The 15,899-nt window shown below is 62.1% G+C and carries 21 protein-coding genes; 11 read left to right on the top strand and 10 right to left on the bottom strand.

All coding sequences use genetic code 11. From position 1 onward, the window contains the following. Positions 1–7 precede the first annotated feature (7 nt). The gene (locus CH42_RS10680) at positions 8–604 is read left to right on the top strand and encodes a DUF308 domain-containing protein (RefSeq protein WP_239684017.1); all 597 of its coding nucleotides are present in this window, start codon (positions 8–10) and stop codon (positions 602–604) included. A gap of 18 nt (positions 605–622) precedes the next feature. Here CH42_RS10680 and CH42_RS10675 read toward each other — a convergent pair whose 3' ends face one another. After that, positions 623–2,095, bottom strand: coding sequence for an MFS transporter (locus tag CH42_RS10675; RefSeq protein ID WP_082309402.1), 1,473 nt, complete (start codon positions 2,093–2,095; stop codon positions 623–625). Positions 2,096–2,150: 55 nt separating this feature from the next. On the opposite strand from CH42_RS10675, the gene soxR reads away from it, so the two are divergent. Next, the gene (gene soxR, locus CH42_RS10670; RefSeq protein ID WP_053353146.1) at positions 2,151–2,609 is read left to right on the top strand and encodes a redox-sensitive transcriptional activator SoxR; all 459 of its coding nucleotides are present in this window, start codon (positions 2,151–2,153) and stop codon (positions 2,607–2,609) included. A 5-nt stretch (positions 2,610–2,614) separates the two neighbouring features. On the opposite strand, the gene CH42_RS10665 is transcribed toward soxR, so the two are convergent. Next, positions 2,615–3,163: a YaeQ family protein gene (locus tag CH42_RS10665; protein ID WP_053353145.1), complete on the bottom strand. Its 549-nt coding sequence runs from the start codon at positions 3,161–3,163 to the stop codon at positions 2,615–2,617. A 116-nt stretch (positions 3,164–3,279) separates the two neighbouring features. Between CH42_RS10665 and CH42_RS10660 the strand changes: the two genes are divergently transcribed. From CH42_RS10660 to CH42_RS10640, 5 genes are all read left to right on the top strand, one after another. Next, entirely contained in the window at positions 3,280–3,828 is a 549-nt protein-coding gene (locus CH42_RS10660; RefSeq protein ID WP_053353144.1) for a PadR family transcriptional regulator, read from the top strand. Between the two features lie 3 nt (positions 3,829–3,831). After that, positions 3,832–5,532 carry an ABC1 kinase family protein gene (locus tag CH42_RS10655; protein ID WP_053353143.1) on the top strand — a complete coding sequence of 567 codons (1,701 nt, stop codon included), beginning with the start codon at positions 3,832–3,834 and terminating at the stop codon, positions 5,530–5,532. An 89-nt stretch (positions 5,533–5,621) separates the two neighbouring features. Then, positions 5,622–6,233 carry an RNA polymerase sigma factor gene (locus CH42_RS10650; RefSeq protein ID WP_075205339.1) on the top strand — a complete coding sequence of 204 codons (612 nt, stop codon included), beginning with the start codon at positions 5,622–5,624 and terminating at the stop codon, positions 6,231–6,233. A gap of 364 nt (positions 6,234–6,597) precedes the next feature. After that, complete coding sequence (locus CH42_RS10645) at positions 6,598–7,368, top strand: hypothetical protein (protein ID WP_156322538.1); 771 nt, start codon at positions 6,598–6,600, stop codon at positions 7,366–7,368. A gap of 146 nt (positions 7,369–7,514) precedes the next feature. Beyond that, a complete protein-coding gene (locus CH42_RS10640) occupies positions 7,515–8,474 on the top strand; it encodes a tyrosine-type recombinase/integrase (RefSeq protein ID WP_053353140.1) in 960 nt (319 codons plus the stop codon). Positions 8,475–8,602: 128 nt separating this feature from the next. On the opposite strand, the gene CH42_RS17030 is transcribed toward CH42_RS10640, so the two are convergent. The 4 genes from CH42_RS17030 to CH42_RS10625 form a co-directional block, all read right to left on the bottom strand. Then, positions 8,603–8,725 carry a hypothetical protein gene (locus tag CH42_RS17030; RefSeq protein WP_275575613.1) on the bottom strand — a complete coding sequence of 41 codons (123 nt, stop codon included), beginning with the start codon at positions 8,723–8,725 and terminating at the stop codon, positions 8,603–8,605. 39 nt (positions 8,726–8,764) lie between these two features. After that, positions 8,765–8,968 (bottom strand): hypothetical protein, encoded by a 204-nt coding sequence (locus CH42_RS10635; RefSeq protein WP_053353139.1) that lies wholly within the window; start codon positions 8,966–8,968, stop codon positions 8,765–8,767. Between the two features lie 366 nt (positions 8,969–9,334). Beyond that, positions 9,335–9,841: a BLUF domain-containing protein gene (locus CH42_RS10630; RefSeq protein WP_239684016.1), complete on the bottom strand. Its 507-nt coding sequence runs from the start codon at positions 9,839–9,841 to the stop codon at positions 9,335–9,337. Next, positions 9,810–10,046, bottom strand: coding sequence for a hypothetical protein (locus tag CH42_RS10625; RefSeq protein ID WP_053353137.1), 237 nt, complete (start codon positions 10,044–10,046; stop codon positions 9,810–9,812). Before CH42_RS10625 ends, CH42_RS10630 begins: the two co-directional genes overlap by 32 nt. A 560-nt stretch (positions 10,047–10,606) precedes the next feature. Between CH42_RS10625 and CH42_RS10620 the strand changes: the two genes are divergently transcribed. Further along, entirely contained in the window at positions 10,607–10,939 is a 333-nt protein-coding gene (locus tag CH42_RS10620; protein ID WP_053353136.1) for a DUF7882 family protein, read from the top strand. Between the two features lie 9 nt (positions 10,940–10,948). Next, complete coding sequence (locus tag CH42_RS10615) at positions 10,949–11,176, top strand: hypothetical protein (protein ID WP_053353135.1); 228 nt, start codon at positions 10,949–10,951, stop codon at positions 11,174–11,176. Between the two features lie 165 nt (positions 11,177–11,341). Here CH42_RS10615 and CH42_RS10610 read toward each other — a convergent pair whose 3' ends face one another. Continuing rightward, the gene (locus CH42_RS10610; protein ID WP_053353577.1) at positions 11,342–11,671 is read right to left on the bottom strand and encodes a DUF7882 family protein; all 330 of its coding nucleotides are present in this window, start codon (positions 11,669–11,671) and stop codon (positions 11,342–11,344) included. 339 nt (positions 11,672–12,010) lie between these two features. Between CH42_RS10610 and CH42_RS17175 the strand changes: the two genes are divergently transcribed. Next, positions 12,011–12,262 (top strand): BLUF domain-containing protein, encoded by a 252-nt coding sequence (locus CH42_RS17175; RefSeq protein ID WP_053353134.1) that lies wholly within the window; start codon positions 12,011–12,013, stop codon positions 12,260–12,262. A 433-nt stretch (positions 12,263–12,695) separates the two neighbouring features. Here the strand turns inward: CH42_RS17175 and CH42_RS16380 are convergent, their stop codons facing one another. Together CH42_RS16380 and CH42_RS10600 are read right to left on the bottom strand one after the other, a co-directional pair. Then, the gene (locus CH42_RS16380) at positions 12,696–12,878 is read right to left on the bottom strand and encodes a hypothetical protein (protein ID WP_156322537.1); all 183 of its coding nucleotides are present in this window, start codon (positions 12,876–12,878) and stop codon (positions 12,696–12,698) included. Between the two features lie 440 nt (positions 12,879–13,318). Continuing rightward, positions 13,319–13,996: a GGDEF domain-containing protein gene (locus CH42_RS10600; RefSeq protein WP_053353133.1), complete on the bottom strand. Its 678-nt coding sequence runs from the start codon at positions 13,994–13,996 to the stop codon at positions 13,319–13,321. A gap of 696 nt (positions 13,997–14,692) precedes the next feature. Between CH42_RS10600 and CH42_RS10595 the strand changes: the two genes are divergently transcribed. Continuing rightward, on the top strand, positions 14,693–15,241 hold the full coding sequence (locus tag CH42_RS10595) for a sigma factor-like helix-turn-helix DNA-binding protein (RefSeq protein WP_053353132.1): 549 nt from the start codon (positions 14,693–14,695) through the stop codon (positions 15,239–15,241). Between the two features lie 67 nt (positions 15,242–15,308). Here the strand turns inward: CH42_RS10595 and CH42_RS10590 are convergent, their stop codons facing one another. Beyond that, entirely contained in the window at positions 15,309–15,800 is a 492-nt protein-coding gene (locus CH42_RS10590) for a CinA family protein (RefSeq protein WP_053353131.1), read from the bottom strand. Positions 15,801–15,899: the final 99 nt, after the last annotated feature.

Genomic DNA, 15,899 nt, shown 5'->3' with positions numbered 1-15,899 from the left:
GGTCTCCGTGTCCCAGTATCCGATGCCGTTCCCGTCTCCCCGTGACTCAGGCGCTTCGGGCGAGCCCGGACGCCGGTTTCCGAAGGCGACAGTGATCGCCATCGGCGTGGTCGTCGCGCTGATCGGAGTCGGCCTCGTGGTGTGGCCGTTCTTCTCGGCGAGCTGGATTCTGGTCGTGCTCTTCGGTACGGCGCTCATCGCCAACGGCATCGCCCTGCTGGTGCGCGGTCGCGGGTCGATCACCGCCGCAATAGGCGGCGCACTGCTGATCGTCGCGGGGCTGATCGCGATGGCGTTCACCGGGGCGACGGCACGCGCGCTCGTGAGTTTCGCCGGCTTCGGGCTCATTACGATCGGTGCCCTGTGGCTCGCGGTCGGCATGCGATTCGCGCGGGTGCGACCGGGTGTGGCAATCGTGCCCGGCGCCGTGCTGGTGGTCGCGGGCGTGCTCGCCCTCGTCTGGCCAGGAGTAGCGCTCGCGATCGCCGCGGTTGTGGGCGGCATCGTGCTCGTGCTCATCGGCATCGCGATCGCCTGGGGTGCGACGCGGGCTCGGCCCGGCGTCGGCCCCGATGACGCCTCGCGCACGACGATCATCATCTGAAACGACGCCGACACCGGCTTACTCGCGCATCGATGCCGGCGACGAGCGATGGTGGATCGCCAGCACCGCAGTCACCAGCCCGAGTGCCGCACCCGCGCCGATTCCGACCGCCATCGTTCGGGCCGAGCCCAGCGTTTCCGGGCCGCCCGCCGCGACGAGAACTCCAACAACCGCTGAAGACACCGCGTTCGCGATGAGCTGGGTCGTGCTCACACCGGCGGCGGCTTTCGCGCCTTCGACGGGATCGTCAGTGCTGCGCATCGCGGCGACGCTCAAGTGCGGGAATGCCATGCCGATGCCGCAGCCGGCCGCGAACAGTGTGATCGCCCAGGCTGCTACGCGCCACGCCTCTGCGTCTGCGGCCACCAACGCCGCATAGGTGCCGAGGCCGACAGCAAGGAGCGCCGGCCCGAGCACGATGACGGTGCTTCGGCCGCGGCTCGAGGTGAGATTCACGCTGCTGAGCTGCGCAACGGTCCAGCCGACGGAGAGCGCCGCACCGAGAAAACCAGCGGTGATGGGGGAGAGCCCCGCCAACTGCTGCCCGAAGAGCGGAATGAATGCTTCGGTCATCGCTCCTGCGCTCAGTAGGCCCAGGGTCAGATACACCCATTTCAGCGGATTGCCGGATCGGTACGTCGATCGAGGGAGCACGGTTGCCGCTGCCCGGCGCTCGCGGAGCACGAACGCGACGAGCAGTGCCGTCGCGACGACGAGTCCGATGACCGTGCTCGTGCCGCGAGGGAGCACCGCGGTCACACTGAATGCGGCGGCGGCCAGCGCGAGCAAGACGAGCGCGAACACCGGCACGGGCGGTACGGAGGCGCTTTCGTGCCCTGCGGCGTGCGCACCCGGCACGGCGCGCCGCGACACCCAGGCGAGCACGAGCGCGATCACGGCGAGCAGCACGAAGGCGCCGCGCCACCACCCCAGCTGTGCGAAAACTCCGCCGAGTGTCGGTCCGAGCAGGTTGCCGACGCCCCACATTGCGGAGACGAGCCCGGCCGCGCGCGTCCAAAGCCGATCGGGGAGGGCGGAGCGAATGACCGCGTAGCCGAGCCCGGCGAGCAGGCCCCCGCCGAGGCCCTGCACGGCGCGGCCGATCAGGAGTACCTCCATGCCGGGCGATGCGGCGTTCACGAGCGTGCCTGCAGCGAACACGAGAAATGCCGCGACGTAGGCGGCGGCTGGGCCGAATCGTGCGATGGTGCGCGTGACGAGCATCGACGTGATTACCGACGCGGTGAGAAACGCGGTCGCCGCCCAAGCAAAGTACTGGGCTCCGCCGAACTCCTTCACGGCTGACGGGAGCAGCGCTGCGGTCACGTACACGTTCGTCGCGTACATCGCGACGCCACCGGCGAGCACGAGTGCTGCCGGCAGAAACTGCGGGCTGAAGAGTTCGCCCCAGCTTCCCGGTGCGGGGGTGCGGCGCGGCTCGGGGAGCCGGGTGTCTGAAGCGATCGGGATCTCTGAGGTGTCACGTGGCATGATAGCTACGGTAAAACCTCAAGTGACGTTGAGGTCAAGTGGAGAGGAGTCGACCGTGTCGCGAGCGCCTACCGACCTGCTCACCGTCGGTGAAGTTGCCAGACGCACCGGCGTCGCGGTGTCTGCTCTGCACTTCTACGAGCGCGAGGGCCTCATCGCCAGTACGCGTACCGCGGGCAATCAGCGCCGGTATGCGCGACACGTGCTCCGCCGGGTCTCGATCATTCGGCTCGCCGCGCGCATGGGCATCCCGCTCTCGGAGGTGGCGGCTGAGTTCGGTCGGTTGCCCGACGACCGGATGCCGAGTAAGCGCGACTGGGAGCGCATCAGCGAGCACTGGCGCGGCCGCCTCGAAGCGCGCCGGCGCGAAATCGAACGGATGGAACGCGAGCTCACCGGTTGCATCGGCTGCGGATGCCTCTCATTGCGGACGTGCCGAGTCTTCAACCCCGAGGATGCGCTCGGGGCCGAAGGAGCTGGGCCGCGTTTGCTGCCGGAGATCGACCCCGAGTGAACGGGCTATCGGGCGTCGGTGATCCGATGCTCGTCGACCGTGCCCGAGATGCTGGTGCCGTTGAGATCAAGGTACACCTGCCCCTCGGTGCGCGAAACGGTGAGGGTGTTGCGACGCGCCAGTGCTGCGACGGTGCCGTCGACGAGCGCGGAATCGACGGCGAAAAGGGCAATATCGTCGGCTCGGTGAATCGTCTTGCCCGACCACGCCGTGAGTACTTTCGCCGGATCGCGATGCGTGTAGACGACGGCTCGTTCGGCGAGCTTGCTCCCGGAATGCACCCGCGCCGCATCGGGTGCACCGACCTCGATCCAGGCGGTCATCGCGCCGGTGAGGTCGCGGACGAGCACGGCGGGCTCGTCGGTCGTGGACACGCCACCACCGAAGGCGATGCCTTCGACGTACTCGAGGCAGTACGCCAAGATGCGCGTCACCATGAACGCCTCGGTCTCGGAGGGGTGCTTCGCGACCCGAAGCGTGAACTGCTCGTACACGCCGCGGTCCACGTCGGCCAGGTCCACCTCGAAGGTGTGCATCGTCGATCCGATCGCCATAACTCCCGAGTCTACGGGCTCGCGATGACGAGCATTCTGGCAGCGGGCTCCCATGTATCGCTCAGCATGTCGGATTATGTTGCTGAGTATCGTTCGAACGAGCATCGGAGGCGGTCATGCATCAGTCATTCGGAAGTTTCGGATTCACCCCGGGAGCTGCCGGAGAGTCGCTCTGGGAAGCCGTAGACCAGTTGCGCAGCGGGTTCGAGAAGCGCGCCGGTTCTCGAGTCGCTCGCGGAGACGTGCGTGCCGCAGTGCTGTCGCTGCTCGCCGAGGAGCCGATGCACGGCTACCAGATCATTCGTGAGATCGAGCAGCGCAGTGGCGGATCATGGAAGCCGAGCGCCGGTTCCGTGTACCCGACGTTGCAGCTCCTCGCCGACGAGGGCTTGATCACGGCCGAGGAGTCGAACGGGCGCAAAACGTACGCCCTCACCGATGCCGGGCGCGATGCCGTCGCCGAGGGCGAGGGTGAAGCGCCCTGGAAGACCGCTGCGTCCGGCGAGTCGCCGAAACGTCACGGCGCGCTTGCGCAGGCTGGCTTCGATCTCGCGCAGGCTGCGGCCCAGGTCGGTCGCACCGGGACTCCGGAGCAGGTGACCGAGGCGGTTGATGTGCTCGAGCGCGCACGCCGGGAGCTGTACGGCATCTTGGCGCAGGACTAAGGGGTGTCGGTCGAAAGACCGCTCGAGTCGCACTCGCGCTCTGCGGCGGCCGCCGAGACCGACCAAGCCCGGTACCGCCGAATACTGCGATTCGCATCGCGGCACCTCGTCGTGGCGTGGTGGTTCGAATTGGTGCTGCCGCGGTTCGGTCTCGGGTTCATCGCGGAGCGCACGCGATCGCGGCGGATGCAGCGGTTCGCGCGATCGTTTCACGGGTTTGCGATTGAGCTCCGCGGTCTCATGATCAAGGTTGGGCAGTTCATGTCGTCGCGGCTCGACGTGCTGCCTCCGGAGGTGACGGCCGAGCTCGAAGGTCTGCAAGACGAAGTTCCGGCGGAGTCGTTCGCCGATATTGCGCGTCTCGCGGAACACGAGCTCGGGGTCTCGCTCGGTTCGGTGTTCACCGAGATCGACTCGGAACCCGTCGCTGCGGCTTCGCTGGGCCAGGCGCACCGCGCAGTGCTTAGTGGCGCACTCGCGGCCGATGCCGGGTTCGAGCGCGCGGTGCTCAAAGTGCAGCGGCCCGGCATTGACGGAGTCGTCGCGGTCGACCTGGCAGCGCTGCGACGGGTGGGGCGCTGGCTGAGCCATGTGAGGCTCGTCTCGCGACGCGTCGACATGCCAGCGCTCGTCGAAGAGTTCGCGGCAACGAGTCTCCAAGAGATCGACTATTTGCACGAGGCCGCGAATGCGGAACGCTTCCGCGAGTACTTCGCGGACGACCCCGGAGTGGGAGTACCCGAGATCGTCTGGGAGCGCAGCAGTACGCGGGTGCTCACGCTCGAAGACGTCACCGCGATCAAGATCACTGACGTTGACGCGCTGCGCGCTGCCGGCATCGACCCCCATGAGGTCGCGCTGCGCTTCGCGCGCGTCATGTTCGATCAACTCTTCACCCACGGCTTCTTCCACGCCGACCCGCACCCCGGCAACGTCTTTGTCACGCCGACCGATGGCGACTGGCGGCTCACGTTCATCGACTTCGGCATGATGGGGGAGGTTCCGTCAGGCACGCGCTCCGCTCTGCGGTCGCTGCTCGTCGCCGCGGCCTCGCGCGACGGGCGCGGTTTGGTCAATGCCATGCAAGAGGTCGGTGTGCTGCTGCCCAGCGCGGATACCGCCGAGCTCGAGCGGGCGATGACACAGCTCTTCGCCCGATTCGGCGGCATGGGTTTCGCGGAGCTCCGCGACGTCGACCCGCGCGAGTTCCGCGATTTCGGCCGTCAGTTCAGCGATGTCATCCGTACCCTCCCGTTCCAGCTCCCCGAAAACTTCTTGCTCATCGTTCGCGCGATCTCGCTGACGTCAGGCGTCTGCAGCGCGCTCGACCCGCGCTTCAACCTGTGGGACGCTGTCGAACCCTACGCGCAACAACTCATTCGCGAGGAACGCGGCAACCTCGTTCGCGACTTCGCGGGGCGGGCGCTGCGGACGGTGCAGGCCGCCGCACGTGTGCCCGGGCGCCTCGACGCGATCCTGGGCCGCATCGACGATGACGATCTCGAGGTGGGGCTGCCGCGTCTCGAGCGGCGTCTGCAGCGACTCGAAACCGCGCAACGCCGGATCATCGCCGCAGTGACCGGCACCGGTCTGTTGATTGCCGGCGCCGTGGTGGTCAGCACGGTGCCGGTGCTCGGTACCGCGCTCATGGTCGCGGCGGCGTTGCCGTTCATCGCCGTGTTGGTGGGATTCTTGCGACGCTGAACGGGCGCTTTGGGGTCGGAGTATCCCGCTGCGGATGAACCGCCGAAAAAATCTGAGAACGTTTTTAGGTTTTGGCGACAATACTCAGTATGAGAGAAACCTACGTGCGATCCGACGCAGAGGTCATCGCGGAAGCGCTGGAGCACCCCGGCCAATTCACGGAGATCTATCGGCGGCATTCGCTGCCTGTGTTCCGCTACATCGCATCTCGGCTGGGTCGCGAATGCGCGGAGGATCTCCGGAGCGAAACGTTCCTCGTCGCATTCGAGAGCCGACATCGATTCCGCGACGGTGTCATGAGCGCGCTGCCGTGGCTGCTCGGCATTGCCACCCAGCTCATTCGACGGCGACGGCGCGAGGAAGCACACGCGTGGAAGCTTGCAGCGCGCGTCGGCGGCCTCGGGGGAGAAGGCTCTTTACACGGCGGTGTCGATCCTGGAATTGATGTCGACAATCGCCTGGATGCCGATGTGACCGCGCGATCGCTCGCCACGGCGATGACGCGTCTGTCGCGCGGGGACCGAGATGTGCTCGGTCTCGCAGCATGGAGCGATTTGGATACCGCGGGCATTGCGGAGGCGCTCCACATCGCCGAAGGCACCGTGCGCACGCGGTTGCACCGAGCCCGAAAAACCTTACGAACTTATATTGACGCGAGCGCAGCTAGCACGACGGAGCGAGATTATGTACGAACTCGATGAACTCACCCGGCTGCGTGATCTTCGCAGCGAAGGGATTGACCCAACGGAAGCCGAGGACGCCCGCGGCCTCGCAGCGCTTGAACGACACATCGCGGCAGGGCGGCACACTCCCCGCAGGAAGAGCTCCCGCAGGTTTTGGGGTTCACGCCGAGCTCGAGCGTGGGGCGGCGCCGGTGTCATTGCCGTGGGGGCCGTGGTGGGGGCGGTCGCCGTTGTGGCGCCCAGTGCGGTGTTCGGTCCGGTCGCAACTCCAGACCCGGGAGCAGAAGCATCCGCGCTGCTCGAGCGGTCCGCCCAACTTCTCCCTGAGATCACCGTTCACGACGGACAATACCTTCGCTTTGAGGTGAGCTACCAGCAGATCATGACTCAACCGTGGTTGAGTGACGGAAGCGATGTGACCTATCGCACCCGTGAGCATCGCGTGAGCTATGCGCCAGCCGATGATGGCGGCATCTGGACGTTCCGGCAGCAAGAGGAATCACCGACGGAGATCGTGTCTGCACTCCCTGCGGGCATCAGTGAGGCGGATGCGTTGCAGCAGATTGCACAGCACATCTCTCTTGAGAGCCGGGAGTCGCAATCCATTGCCGGGCGCTATCCGGTGACCCCGGAGGGTCAAGCTGAAGCGAACGCCATGTACCCACAGGTCCAGGCCGACGCACAGGCACTCCGTGAAGCTCCGACAGACACCGCTGAACTGCGCGCGTTTCTTCTCGCGCGTGCGCAGAACGACGACTTCCTGCTCCCTGAACCTCGCTCTGACGACGACGCCGTGAAGTCCCAAATTGGAGATATCGTGGGCGACCCGATGGCACCGCATGCGCTGCGTGCGGCTGCACTGCGGCTGCTCGGGGAGCTTCCCGGGGTCGTGGCTGAACCCTACGATCCGGCTCCAGATTCGTTGGGAAATCCACCGTTCATTGCCGCAGGAACCGCCATCACCGTGAACGAGTTCCGTGGAAACTCGTTTCAGCTCATTTTCGATACCGAATCGGCGCGCATGTTGGGCACTCGAGTCGTACTCACCGAGGAAACCGAACAGTATCCGGGCAGTGAAGTCGGCACGGTGACGCTCTTGCAGCGAATCGAATCGACGGTCGTTGACCAAATTCCTGATGTCGAGTCGTGGTGAGCGCGCGGACGGTTGCTGGCGCGCTCACGCGTGTGAGTAGGGCGTGCGGGGCTTGAACCCGCGACCGACGGATTACGAGTTTGGAGCCCAGTCGAGGTTCTTTCCGAATGGCGTGACGCGCGAGATTCGCGCTCGCTCGCAGCAGTGTGACACTTCCGGACGACGCCAAACTCCTCCAGGAGTACCGGCTTCATCTGCTCCGCCAGGGCCGATCGCCGGGGACGCTCGAACAGCGGCTCGGTGACGTGCGACGCTTACTCGAAGCGATCGGCCCCGCAGATTCGGTCAGCCGACAGAGCCTCGAGTCCTACATTGACGAGCGCACTGAGCATTGGTCCGCGGCGTACCGCAAGAAGGTGTACGCGTCGTATCGGATCTACTTCTACTGGGCTCGTAAGCGACAGTTCATCCAGAACAACCCAGCGAAACACCTCGCCGTCGTGCGAGTCCCCAGATACCTCCCGAGGCCGGCGCCAGAAGATGTCGTGATCGAGGCGTTCGACGGAGCACCATTGATCGAATCGGCCATGCTGAGCCTCGCTGCGGCGCAAGGGCTGCGACGTGCAGAGATCGCGAGCGCCCACCCGATGAACCGTGACGGTGACTTGCTGCGCGTGACCGGCAAAGGTTCCAAGGAGCGCGTGGTTCCGCTCGACGCTCTAACGCTAAGTCTGCTCGAGCAGCTCGAAGCGATGCAGGGACGTCAAGAGTTCTACTTCCGAGGCCGGTTCGGGGGACACCTGCACCCCGCCACCGTGTACAAGTGGCTGAAGCGGTATCTCGGTGATGACTGGAGTACCCATAACTTGCGACACAGGGCTGCGAGTCTCGGGCTCCGTGTGACGGGTGATCTTCGGGGTGTGCAGGAGCTATTGGGTCACGCGTCGCTTGCGACAACTCAGGTGTACACGCTCGTGGACACGCATCAGCTTGCTGCGATCGTCGAGGCGACATCGTTGCAGCGCAAAGTGATCGAGTACCGGCTCAACAAAGTGCTCTTGAAATCGCCGACTCAGGGTGTCCAGGCCGAGGATGTTCTCGCTGCGATGAGTGTGCTCGCGATGCATCTTCGCGACATTGATGGCGACGCGACACTCGCTGCTTGAGGCCCCGGCTGGAGCAGTAGGCGGCAGGTTGAAGAGTGACGCGACATCGTTGACAGCTCGATAGATGTCGCGAGTCGCGCGTAACGGGGACATGTCGCGAGTCGATGTCGCGACATTTGGCGTGTCGCTCAATGTGTCGCCGGGGGAGTGGCGAACGTGTCGCTGTCGCTGTCGCTGTCGCTGTCGCTGTCGCTGTCGCTGTCGCTGTCGCTGTCGCTGTCGCTGTCGCTGTCGCTGAAGAGAAAAAACATTGTGCTCCGTTCCCGCAGCGAACGTCGTTCGAGGGAGAGCTACTCTCCAGTAAACGCTGATCGGAGCTCTGAAGCTCGCACGATATCGCCCTCGACTGCTCGGATCTCTTCGGGCCGAGTATCGGAGTTCTGGTTGAGTTTCTCGAGAATCGCGAAACTGTCAGTGACTTCTCGATCGAGCTCGTCGAGTACGGTTTGCCGCACGCTCTCGGGAAGGCGCGAGAAGTGCGCTGAGATCTTCATGCCCCCAACTTACTGCCGAACGGGCCAGAAGCCACGAAGGCCCCCTCAGTGCTCGGTTTCCCGAGCTGAGGGGGCTGTGCACGTGTATCAAGCGTGTTGGCCGCTCGTCTGCGCATTGGGGATGGACTGACGAGCGACCGCGATAAGTATCCCACCACTGGCACTGCCCCGCGAGCCGGGGATGGAATCCGACCGCACGAGGCAGTGAAGTAATCATCCGTGACTACCGGAGAAAGCACAACGCCTCTTCTTCGGAACTGTGGGATTCGAAGAAGAGGCGTTGCAGGTGTACCCCAAGGCGGAGCCTACGGCACGTGAGCGTCAATCGTGCGCCGCGCGCGAGAAGTACTCGCGCGCTTCTCTCGGCTAAGCTGCAGCCGCCCGGGCCGCGCGTGCTGAACGGACGCGGAACCACAGCGCGAGTTCTTTCGCGGCACGACCGGTCGTGAACGAGTCGGGGGCTGCTTCGATGTCGGCAAACGAATCCCGGAAACCCTCCGGGAGGGGTTCCGCATCGTCTCTCGTGACCTGGTAACCCATGCTCCAGTCCTGGAACTGACGATCTAGACGGAGGTCATCGACCACGACACGTACGTCCGTGTGACGCGGGTCCCTGCTGATCCTCTCCATCAGCGCATCGACGGCACCGGGAGGCCCTTCAAGGAACTGGATGAAGCGGTGACTCTTATACAGGAGGATGCCGGAGATCCCGACCGAATGGTTGTGGGCTCGCGCGAGCACGAGGAGCTGTTCGAGATCGTCAGCATAGAAACGGGTGACCGCGTTGCTGGTGTAGACCACGAACTTCAGCGCCTCGGGGCTATGAGTCTCTGTCTTCATCTCAGTTCCGTTCGTTCTGCACTTCTCGCACATGATGCTCCTCGTCGACTGCACGCATCGCCTGGCTGAGAGATTGATACTCGCCGATGGGATGAGAGTACATGTCGCTCGCGACGTAGAGTCCGCTGTCATCTTGATCGATGTAGCCAAGAAACTCTCCGCCTCGGCTTCCAACATAGAAGCCGTCTTCTACTTTCGCCCACGATACTTCTGCTGTGAGCGGGAGGGTGATGCTCATGAGATGAGCCTTCCCGCAGGCCCTAGAGTGACGTCAACTTGACGCCGAATGAACGCGAAACGTTCGGGCTGCTTCAGAAGAGTATCTTTGGGGTGAAGCCTGCGCGAATATACATTTAGTGACAAAAAAATTGATGCTTACAGTACGCGCAACCGTTGACACATCACGAATAAAGCGGCCGTCTCCGCAACTTCACCAGAGGAGACGACCGCCTGTCGTCGCGAATCTGAGAAGCTATCGGGCCACACGCGCGACGACAGGAATAATGCTTTCAGGTGTGTAAGTGCCGCGATATGCGGTTGCGAGAGTTGCGGCGTTTCGACATCCTGCCCTGGATGCAAATCTGCCCCCTCGCCCGGGTGTGGAAACGAGGGGGCAGGATGTCTCATCTGTGCGAATCGACGCGTCCCGAACCTCGACGGTGTATGGGGTACACAAGGACGATCGAGGCTGGACGATAAAAGATCTTGCCATGGTTCTCAAGATTATGGAAGACACAATAATTAACCCAAGAAGTGAATTGTTTCCTGAATTGCACAACTTGTGTCATACTTCTCGGCATGGGGTACATCACACACGGAAACCGTGAATACGAGTTTGAAGACCGCACACTGGCCCACCTCAAAGTGGTGATCGGCCAAAAGCTCAGCCGGAGAGAACCGTTCTTCCTCAGCTGGTCACTCCCCACCGCGAAGGGGAGCGGCCGCTACGAGCTCTGGATCTCAGAGCATTCACCGATTGCGTTCCGCTTCTCGGGCGGGAAACAGCCAGAACTCAACCAAGACTGGCTCCGAGCACTCCTTGCGATTTCGCACAGCTCGCGCGGGCTCGTTGTGCTCACTGAGATGGACGCCCTGAAATGGGCAAAGCGTAACCCCGTTCTGGCGGCGTAGGAGACGGCCATGAGTAATATCGTCGAAAACCCTGACGTTCGCAAACTCCGTGAACGTTTGCGCGCTGCGTGGGATTACGAACTCCAGAACCACCCGTTCGCGAGCGGTGACTTCGAGAACCCGTACAGTACCGATGAGCCATCCTTCGATGAACTCATCCAGCCCCGGCTTCCCGAGTTCGACTCTGCACACGAGCGACCGCTGCGATACGCGGACCGGCTATTTGCCGGGGCCTAGAGCCACGCTCTGCCAGGCCTCTCGTGGAGAGCGACTCGTCGAACAGGCGATAACGTGGCGCCGTTTGCCGCGTTAAGGCCACCGAATCTTCGTGGTTGTTTTTGGGTTCTGTAAAAGAAGGGGAAGGCGTGATTCTCGAGGTGAGGCTGAGGATAGAGGACGATCTCAAACGAGGTCGGGGTTAGTTTTCGCAAACTTTTCGGCATCGTGCTCGCTGATCGCGACGAGACCACGTGGCGTGTGCGCGAGCGCACCTAACACCCTCAGCCATGGCTTGCTCATCTCGAGTTCCTTACTGCCTGAGTAATGAAACGCAATCGTCACGTGAGGTGATAGCCACGCAGATGTGCGACCGTCTCCTTCACTGTGACCCTTTTGCCAACTGAGAAAGAAGCCTTCACCTCTGCGTAGCTTCTGACCGATGGCAAATTGGAGGTGCGCCAGTAAACGGTCCTCGAAATCGTATTCATGGCTCCCGTGCACTAATTTCCCCATGCATGGAGTCTCGCACTGCTGCCACAGGAAAGCGAACATCCATGTGCCTATGCGCATGGGTCTTGTACATCTTCCGCGTTGTGTGGTTCAGCTCAAGGGCCAAAGTCAAAGAGGACTTTCATATCGGAAGTCGAAGAGGGGAGGTTATGCACTGCATCGTCCAGGACGACAACGGACACTGCACCGCGAGCAACATGTGTTCTCATGAGATCGGGAACAATCAGCCCGTAAGTGAGGAAGTGCCCGCCGTTGCTGAGGTACGGCATGTGCGAGAAATGCAGAACGAGGGAAACTGATCTGAATGAGACTTAACGCCACTCAGAAGCGCTGAAGTTACTCGTGGACACGTGTAATGCGATCACTCATTTCTGCCCTGACGACCTTGAGCAGCTCCTTGTTCTTGCTCGAGAGCATTACGACTCCGTTGGTATCTCGGGCATCCTGCTATCCAAGGGCGACCGTTTTCTTCATTTCCTGAGGGGCACTCCAGGCGCTGTCGACGCTCTCGAGGTGGGAATTGGCCGGGATCCCAGGCACGCTGATGCTCGAGTCGTGTTTGATGAGCTCGAGTTCGAGCACCAGTTTGATTAATGGAGTAAGGGGTACCAGACCTCGAAATATGAACTTGAGCCGCTTCCGGATGGCTTTCGGGAGTCACCCGCGGATATGGGGGCCGCACCGGATGCTCTTACAACTTGTCGTGCCGCGAAAGAAGTGGGCCTTTGGTTCCGCGTCCGTGCCGCACGCGCCGCGGGGACCGACGCATAATGACATAACCAAACACTGAATCGGTGGGCAACCCTGTTGCCCGCCAAAGGTGCCCGGTGCACCCTAGATGTGTCGTACCAGTTCCCTGCACTACCCCACAGTTTTGTGGCTGGACGACACGCTGCCCTCTCCACCTTCCCAAGGAGGGGGCGGCACTCATTGTCGCTAAGTCGTTGTTCGCGAAACCATAGTGCGCATCGGGGTCCCCGAGAAGCGCCCATGTCTCGCCATTCATCTAGCAGGGGTATCGGCGCTTCTATTTCGCGCTGAAAATGCGCTTAATTGCCGGGAGATCGCGAAATGCGGCGAGTGTGCCGCCGTCGAGCTTGGCATCAAGAAGGGTACGGTCAGCGCTTGAGATGCCGGCGGTGACGATGCGAAATGTCGCCGTCACGGTGCCCACTCCGGGCACTTGGCGTCGCTCGACAATATATTGCATGCATGTAAATGTATCTTCAAGATGGTTCCCGATGTAGGGCTGGCGGTGACGCCAGAAAGTGGGTATGGCTTGCGAATCAGCGCATGATCGCCGACGCCTCGCCACTGTTGTGGATGCCGAATCAATGAATGGATTCGTGGGAATAGGGCGTCGATGATCAACACGACACACGTCACGTAGCGTCCCGTTGCCCACACTGCATCGTGTTCGATCGGATTGGTCGGGGGTGGGCCGACACATCTGCGGATCTGCAGTCCTTCCACAAGGACTGGAGCGCTCGGCCGAAAGTCTTGGTTTCGTGGGGAGGTGGTACTTCCGTGTTTCAGGGCTCCGCTAGGTATCGATCGAAGTATGGGTGTTCGCATCCGCGATCGCGGATCTATATCAATTGCGCAGATCCTCGCACTAGGTACCGACTCTCGTGAACCGTAAGATGGCGGTTACTCCGAGCGGCCGCTCCGCTGCCGGGACTTATGTGCGTACATGTTTTGGTCTGCCTTCAGCATCGACCTCATGAGGTCACGATTTCCGGGATTCGCGACCGAATAACCTACTGCAGCGCTGAGCCCACTTTCCGCAAGTGCCGACTCGATTCTTGCAAAGTATTTGGGAGTATTCACCGAACCTATCCCTTCCGCCAAGATACCGAATTCGTCACCTCCGAGGCGCGCAATGCGGCCTGAGCTACGAGCGCTCATACGAAGCACCCGCCCTGCGCGAGCAATAAGGTCGTCGCCTGCAGCGTGCCCGAGCTGATCATTGGTCGCTTTCAATCCGTTGAGATCTACAATCCCGATTGCTACAGCATCCCCGAACGCATCGACCCTTTCTTGTGCGTCGGCGACGGCGTGTTCCCAGCCGCGCCTGTTGAGCAGACCGGTAAGAGGGTCTGTCTCAGCCAGGATGTTCGCCAACTGAGTTTGCCTCCGCTCTGCATCAACCGCGAGCGAGAGCGCAAGATGCTGTGAGAGCAGCTCGCTGAGGCGCTGGATAAATAACGCGTCGACGTGCTCGCCCTCAACGAGTGGGGCGCGACGGCCGCCGCAGAGTACGCCGAACTGTTCACCGTTACTGTCTTTAAAAATGTAGCCGGCATACGCTCCCACGTGCTCTGCCATCTCAAGGTCTGCGTAAGAAGCATCTCTTCGTGTGTCGGGGACCACGTGCGCGCCCCCTGAACTCATGCGGCTACAAAGTGATTCGTTCCAGGTAACGCGTTCCCCCACGATGGCCAGTTCGTGATGTCGGACGTGGATGAGAATCTGCTCGCCGTCTGCTACCCGAGATACTGCCCAATCGGGAAGTGGAGTTTGCTCGGCTAGCAACGCCACAACACTCTCAGCGAACGCAGTGAACGACGCCGCGCCATCAAACTTCACAGCCTCACCAGGCCCGTTGCCAGAGTTTTGGTCCCTACTTTCCCTCACCTCAGCAGATTAGATCGAAACGCGGAAGAAACCCAAAGACGGTAGGCGTTCTCACCGCGATGTTTCGAGCATCGGAGCCACGATTGAAACATGCGCAGCAGGCAGAGGTGCTTGAGTCGCCTACCTACGACCAACTTTTCTGGCACGAGGGCCACCAGCACCGCATGTAGTTGAGCAGATGCTACCCGGTATGTAATTGGCCAGTCGGTCCGGCTCATTCGTGAGCTCAGCAGGTGTCATCAGTGCAGGTGAAGGTACAAATACTCCGAACTAGATGAAACGTCTCGCTGCGCTCATCCAGTGAGCGAGATGTGCTTCGGCATAACACTCTGAGCCTTGAATTGCAACCGACCTTGTCTCTGGCCTAGTTCATGGGACCCTCTGATCATGACCACCTTAGATCCGTCCGCGTCACAGCGAGCCGACGACGCTGTGTTGGATGAACGTGAGGTGATGCGGGCGGTTGGATTGGGGGACATCGGAGCCTTTGCGCAGGTGTATGACGCAACCTTCAGGAGCGTGTTTGCCTTCACTCTCGCCCTCACCCAGGACCAGCAGCACGCGGAAGTGCTGCTCGAAAGGACGTACCTTGCCGCTTGGCCGCGGGCTCACGTCTTCGCCGATTATCAAGGATCTCTTACCGAGTGGATCATTGAAATTGCGTATCTCCAGTCCAGCAACCACGCGCAAAACAACGACTCGCTCGGTCGCGTGCTCGAAGGTGCCGCCGACGGTGACGTGCTGCGCTGCCTGTCGCCCTTAGAACGAGCGTATGTGTCGCTCGCCATTTGTCTTGGACTGACGCAGCAACAGATCGCCTTGCGAACCTCAACGCCGCTATCGACTGTGCGCGAACGGACTCGACGCGCTCTCACTCACCTGCGAAATTGCGACCAAGGATGTAACCCAACGCCACCATTGGCGCTCGTCGCGTGAGTGGGCGACCCACCCCGTGATGAAGGAGGCAGGGCCACGTGTGCCTGGCGTGATCACTCCATCGTTCTCACCCGATGGCGTGAAGCCGCGCAAGCACAGCCTCGAGCGCCGCCTCGACGGTCTGGCGCATAACGTCGATGGGTGAACCTGCAAACGTAAAGTTCGTGACGTGGGAAGCAGCATCGGTGCTTACGATGGCCAGCACGACAGTCCCGGCCGGTTTCCCCTCATCCGGATCCGGCCCACCGACACCGGTTACTGCGACGGTGATGTCGGCGAGAAGATGACGCTGGGAAGATTCGGCCATCGCTACAGCTGTCTCTTCTGTAACCACCGCCCCGCGTGGAGCCCCGAGCAGTGTGTACTTGACCTCCGGGTGATACGCGATGATGCCGCCGCGGAACCACGAACTCGAGTCGGGGGCTGCTGCGAGTGCGGCTCCCAATTGCCCGCCGGTGAGTGACTCGGCTACCGCCACCGAACGGCCTGTGCGTGCGGCCAGCTCAGCAATTTCCTGCGCAAGTTCGTCGACGCGTCCACCCAATACAGATTCGACCATCGATGCACCCTCCCTCTCATTCGTCACTCATGAGCAGCTGTGATTCCGACAGTACGGTCTCCTTCGCGTGGGTGCAGGGGGCTTGACCCACCACTGTGC

This window comes from Leucobacter musarum subsp. musarum (assembly GCF_001273845.1).
In the GTDB taxonomy this organism is placed as follows: Bacteria; Actinomycetota; Actinomycetes; order Actinomycetales; family Microbacteriaceae; genus Leucobacter; species Leucobacter musarum.
This window is presented reverse-complemented; position numbering and strand designations above follow the sequence as displayed.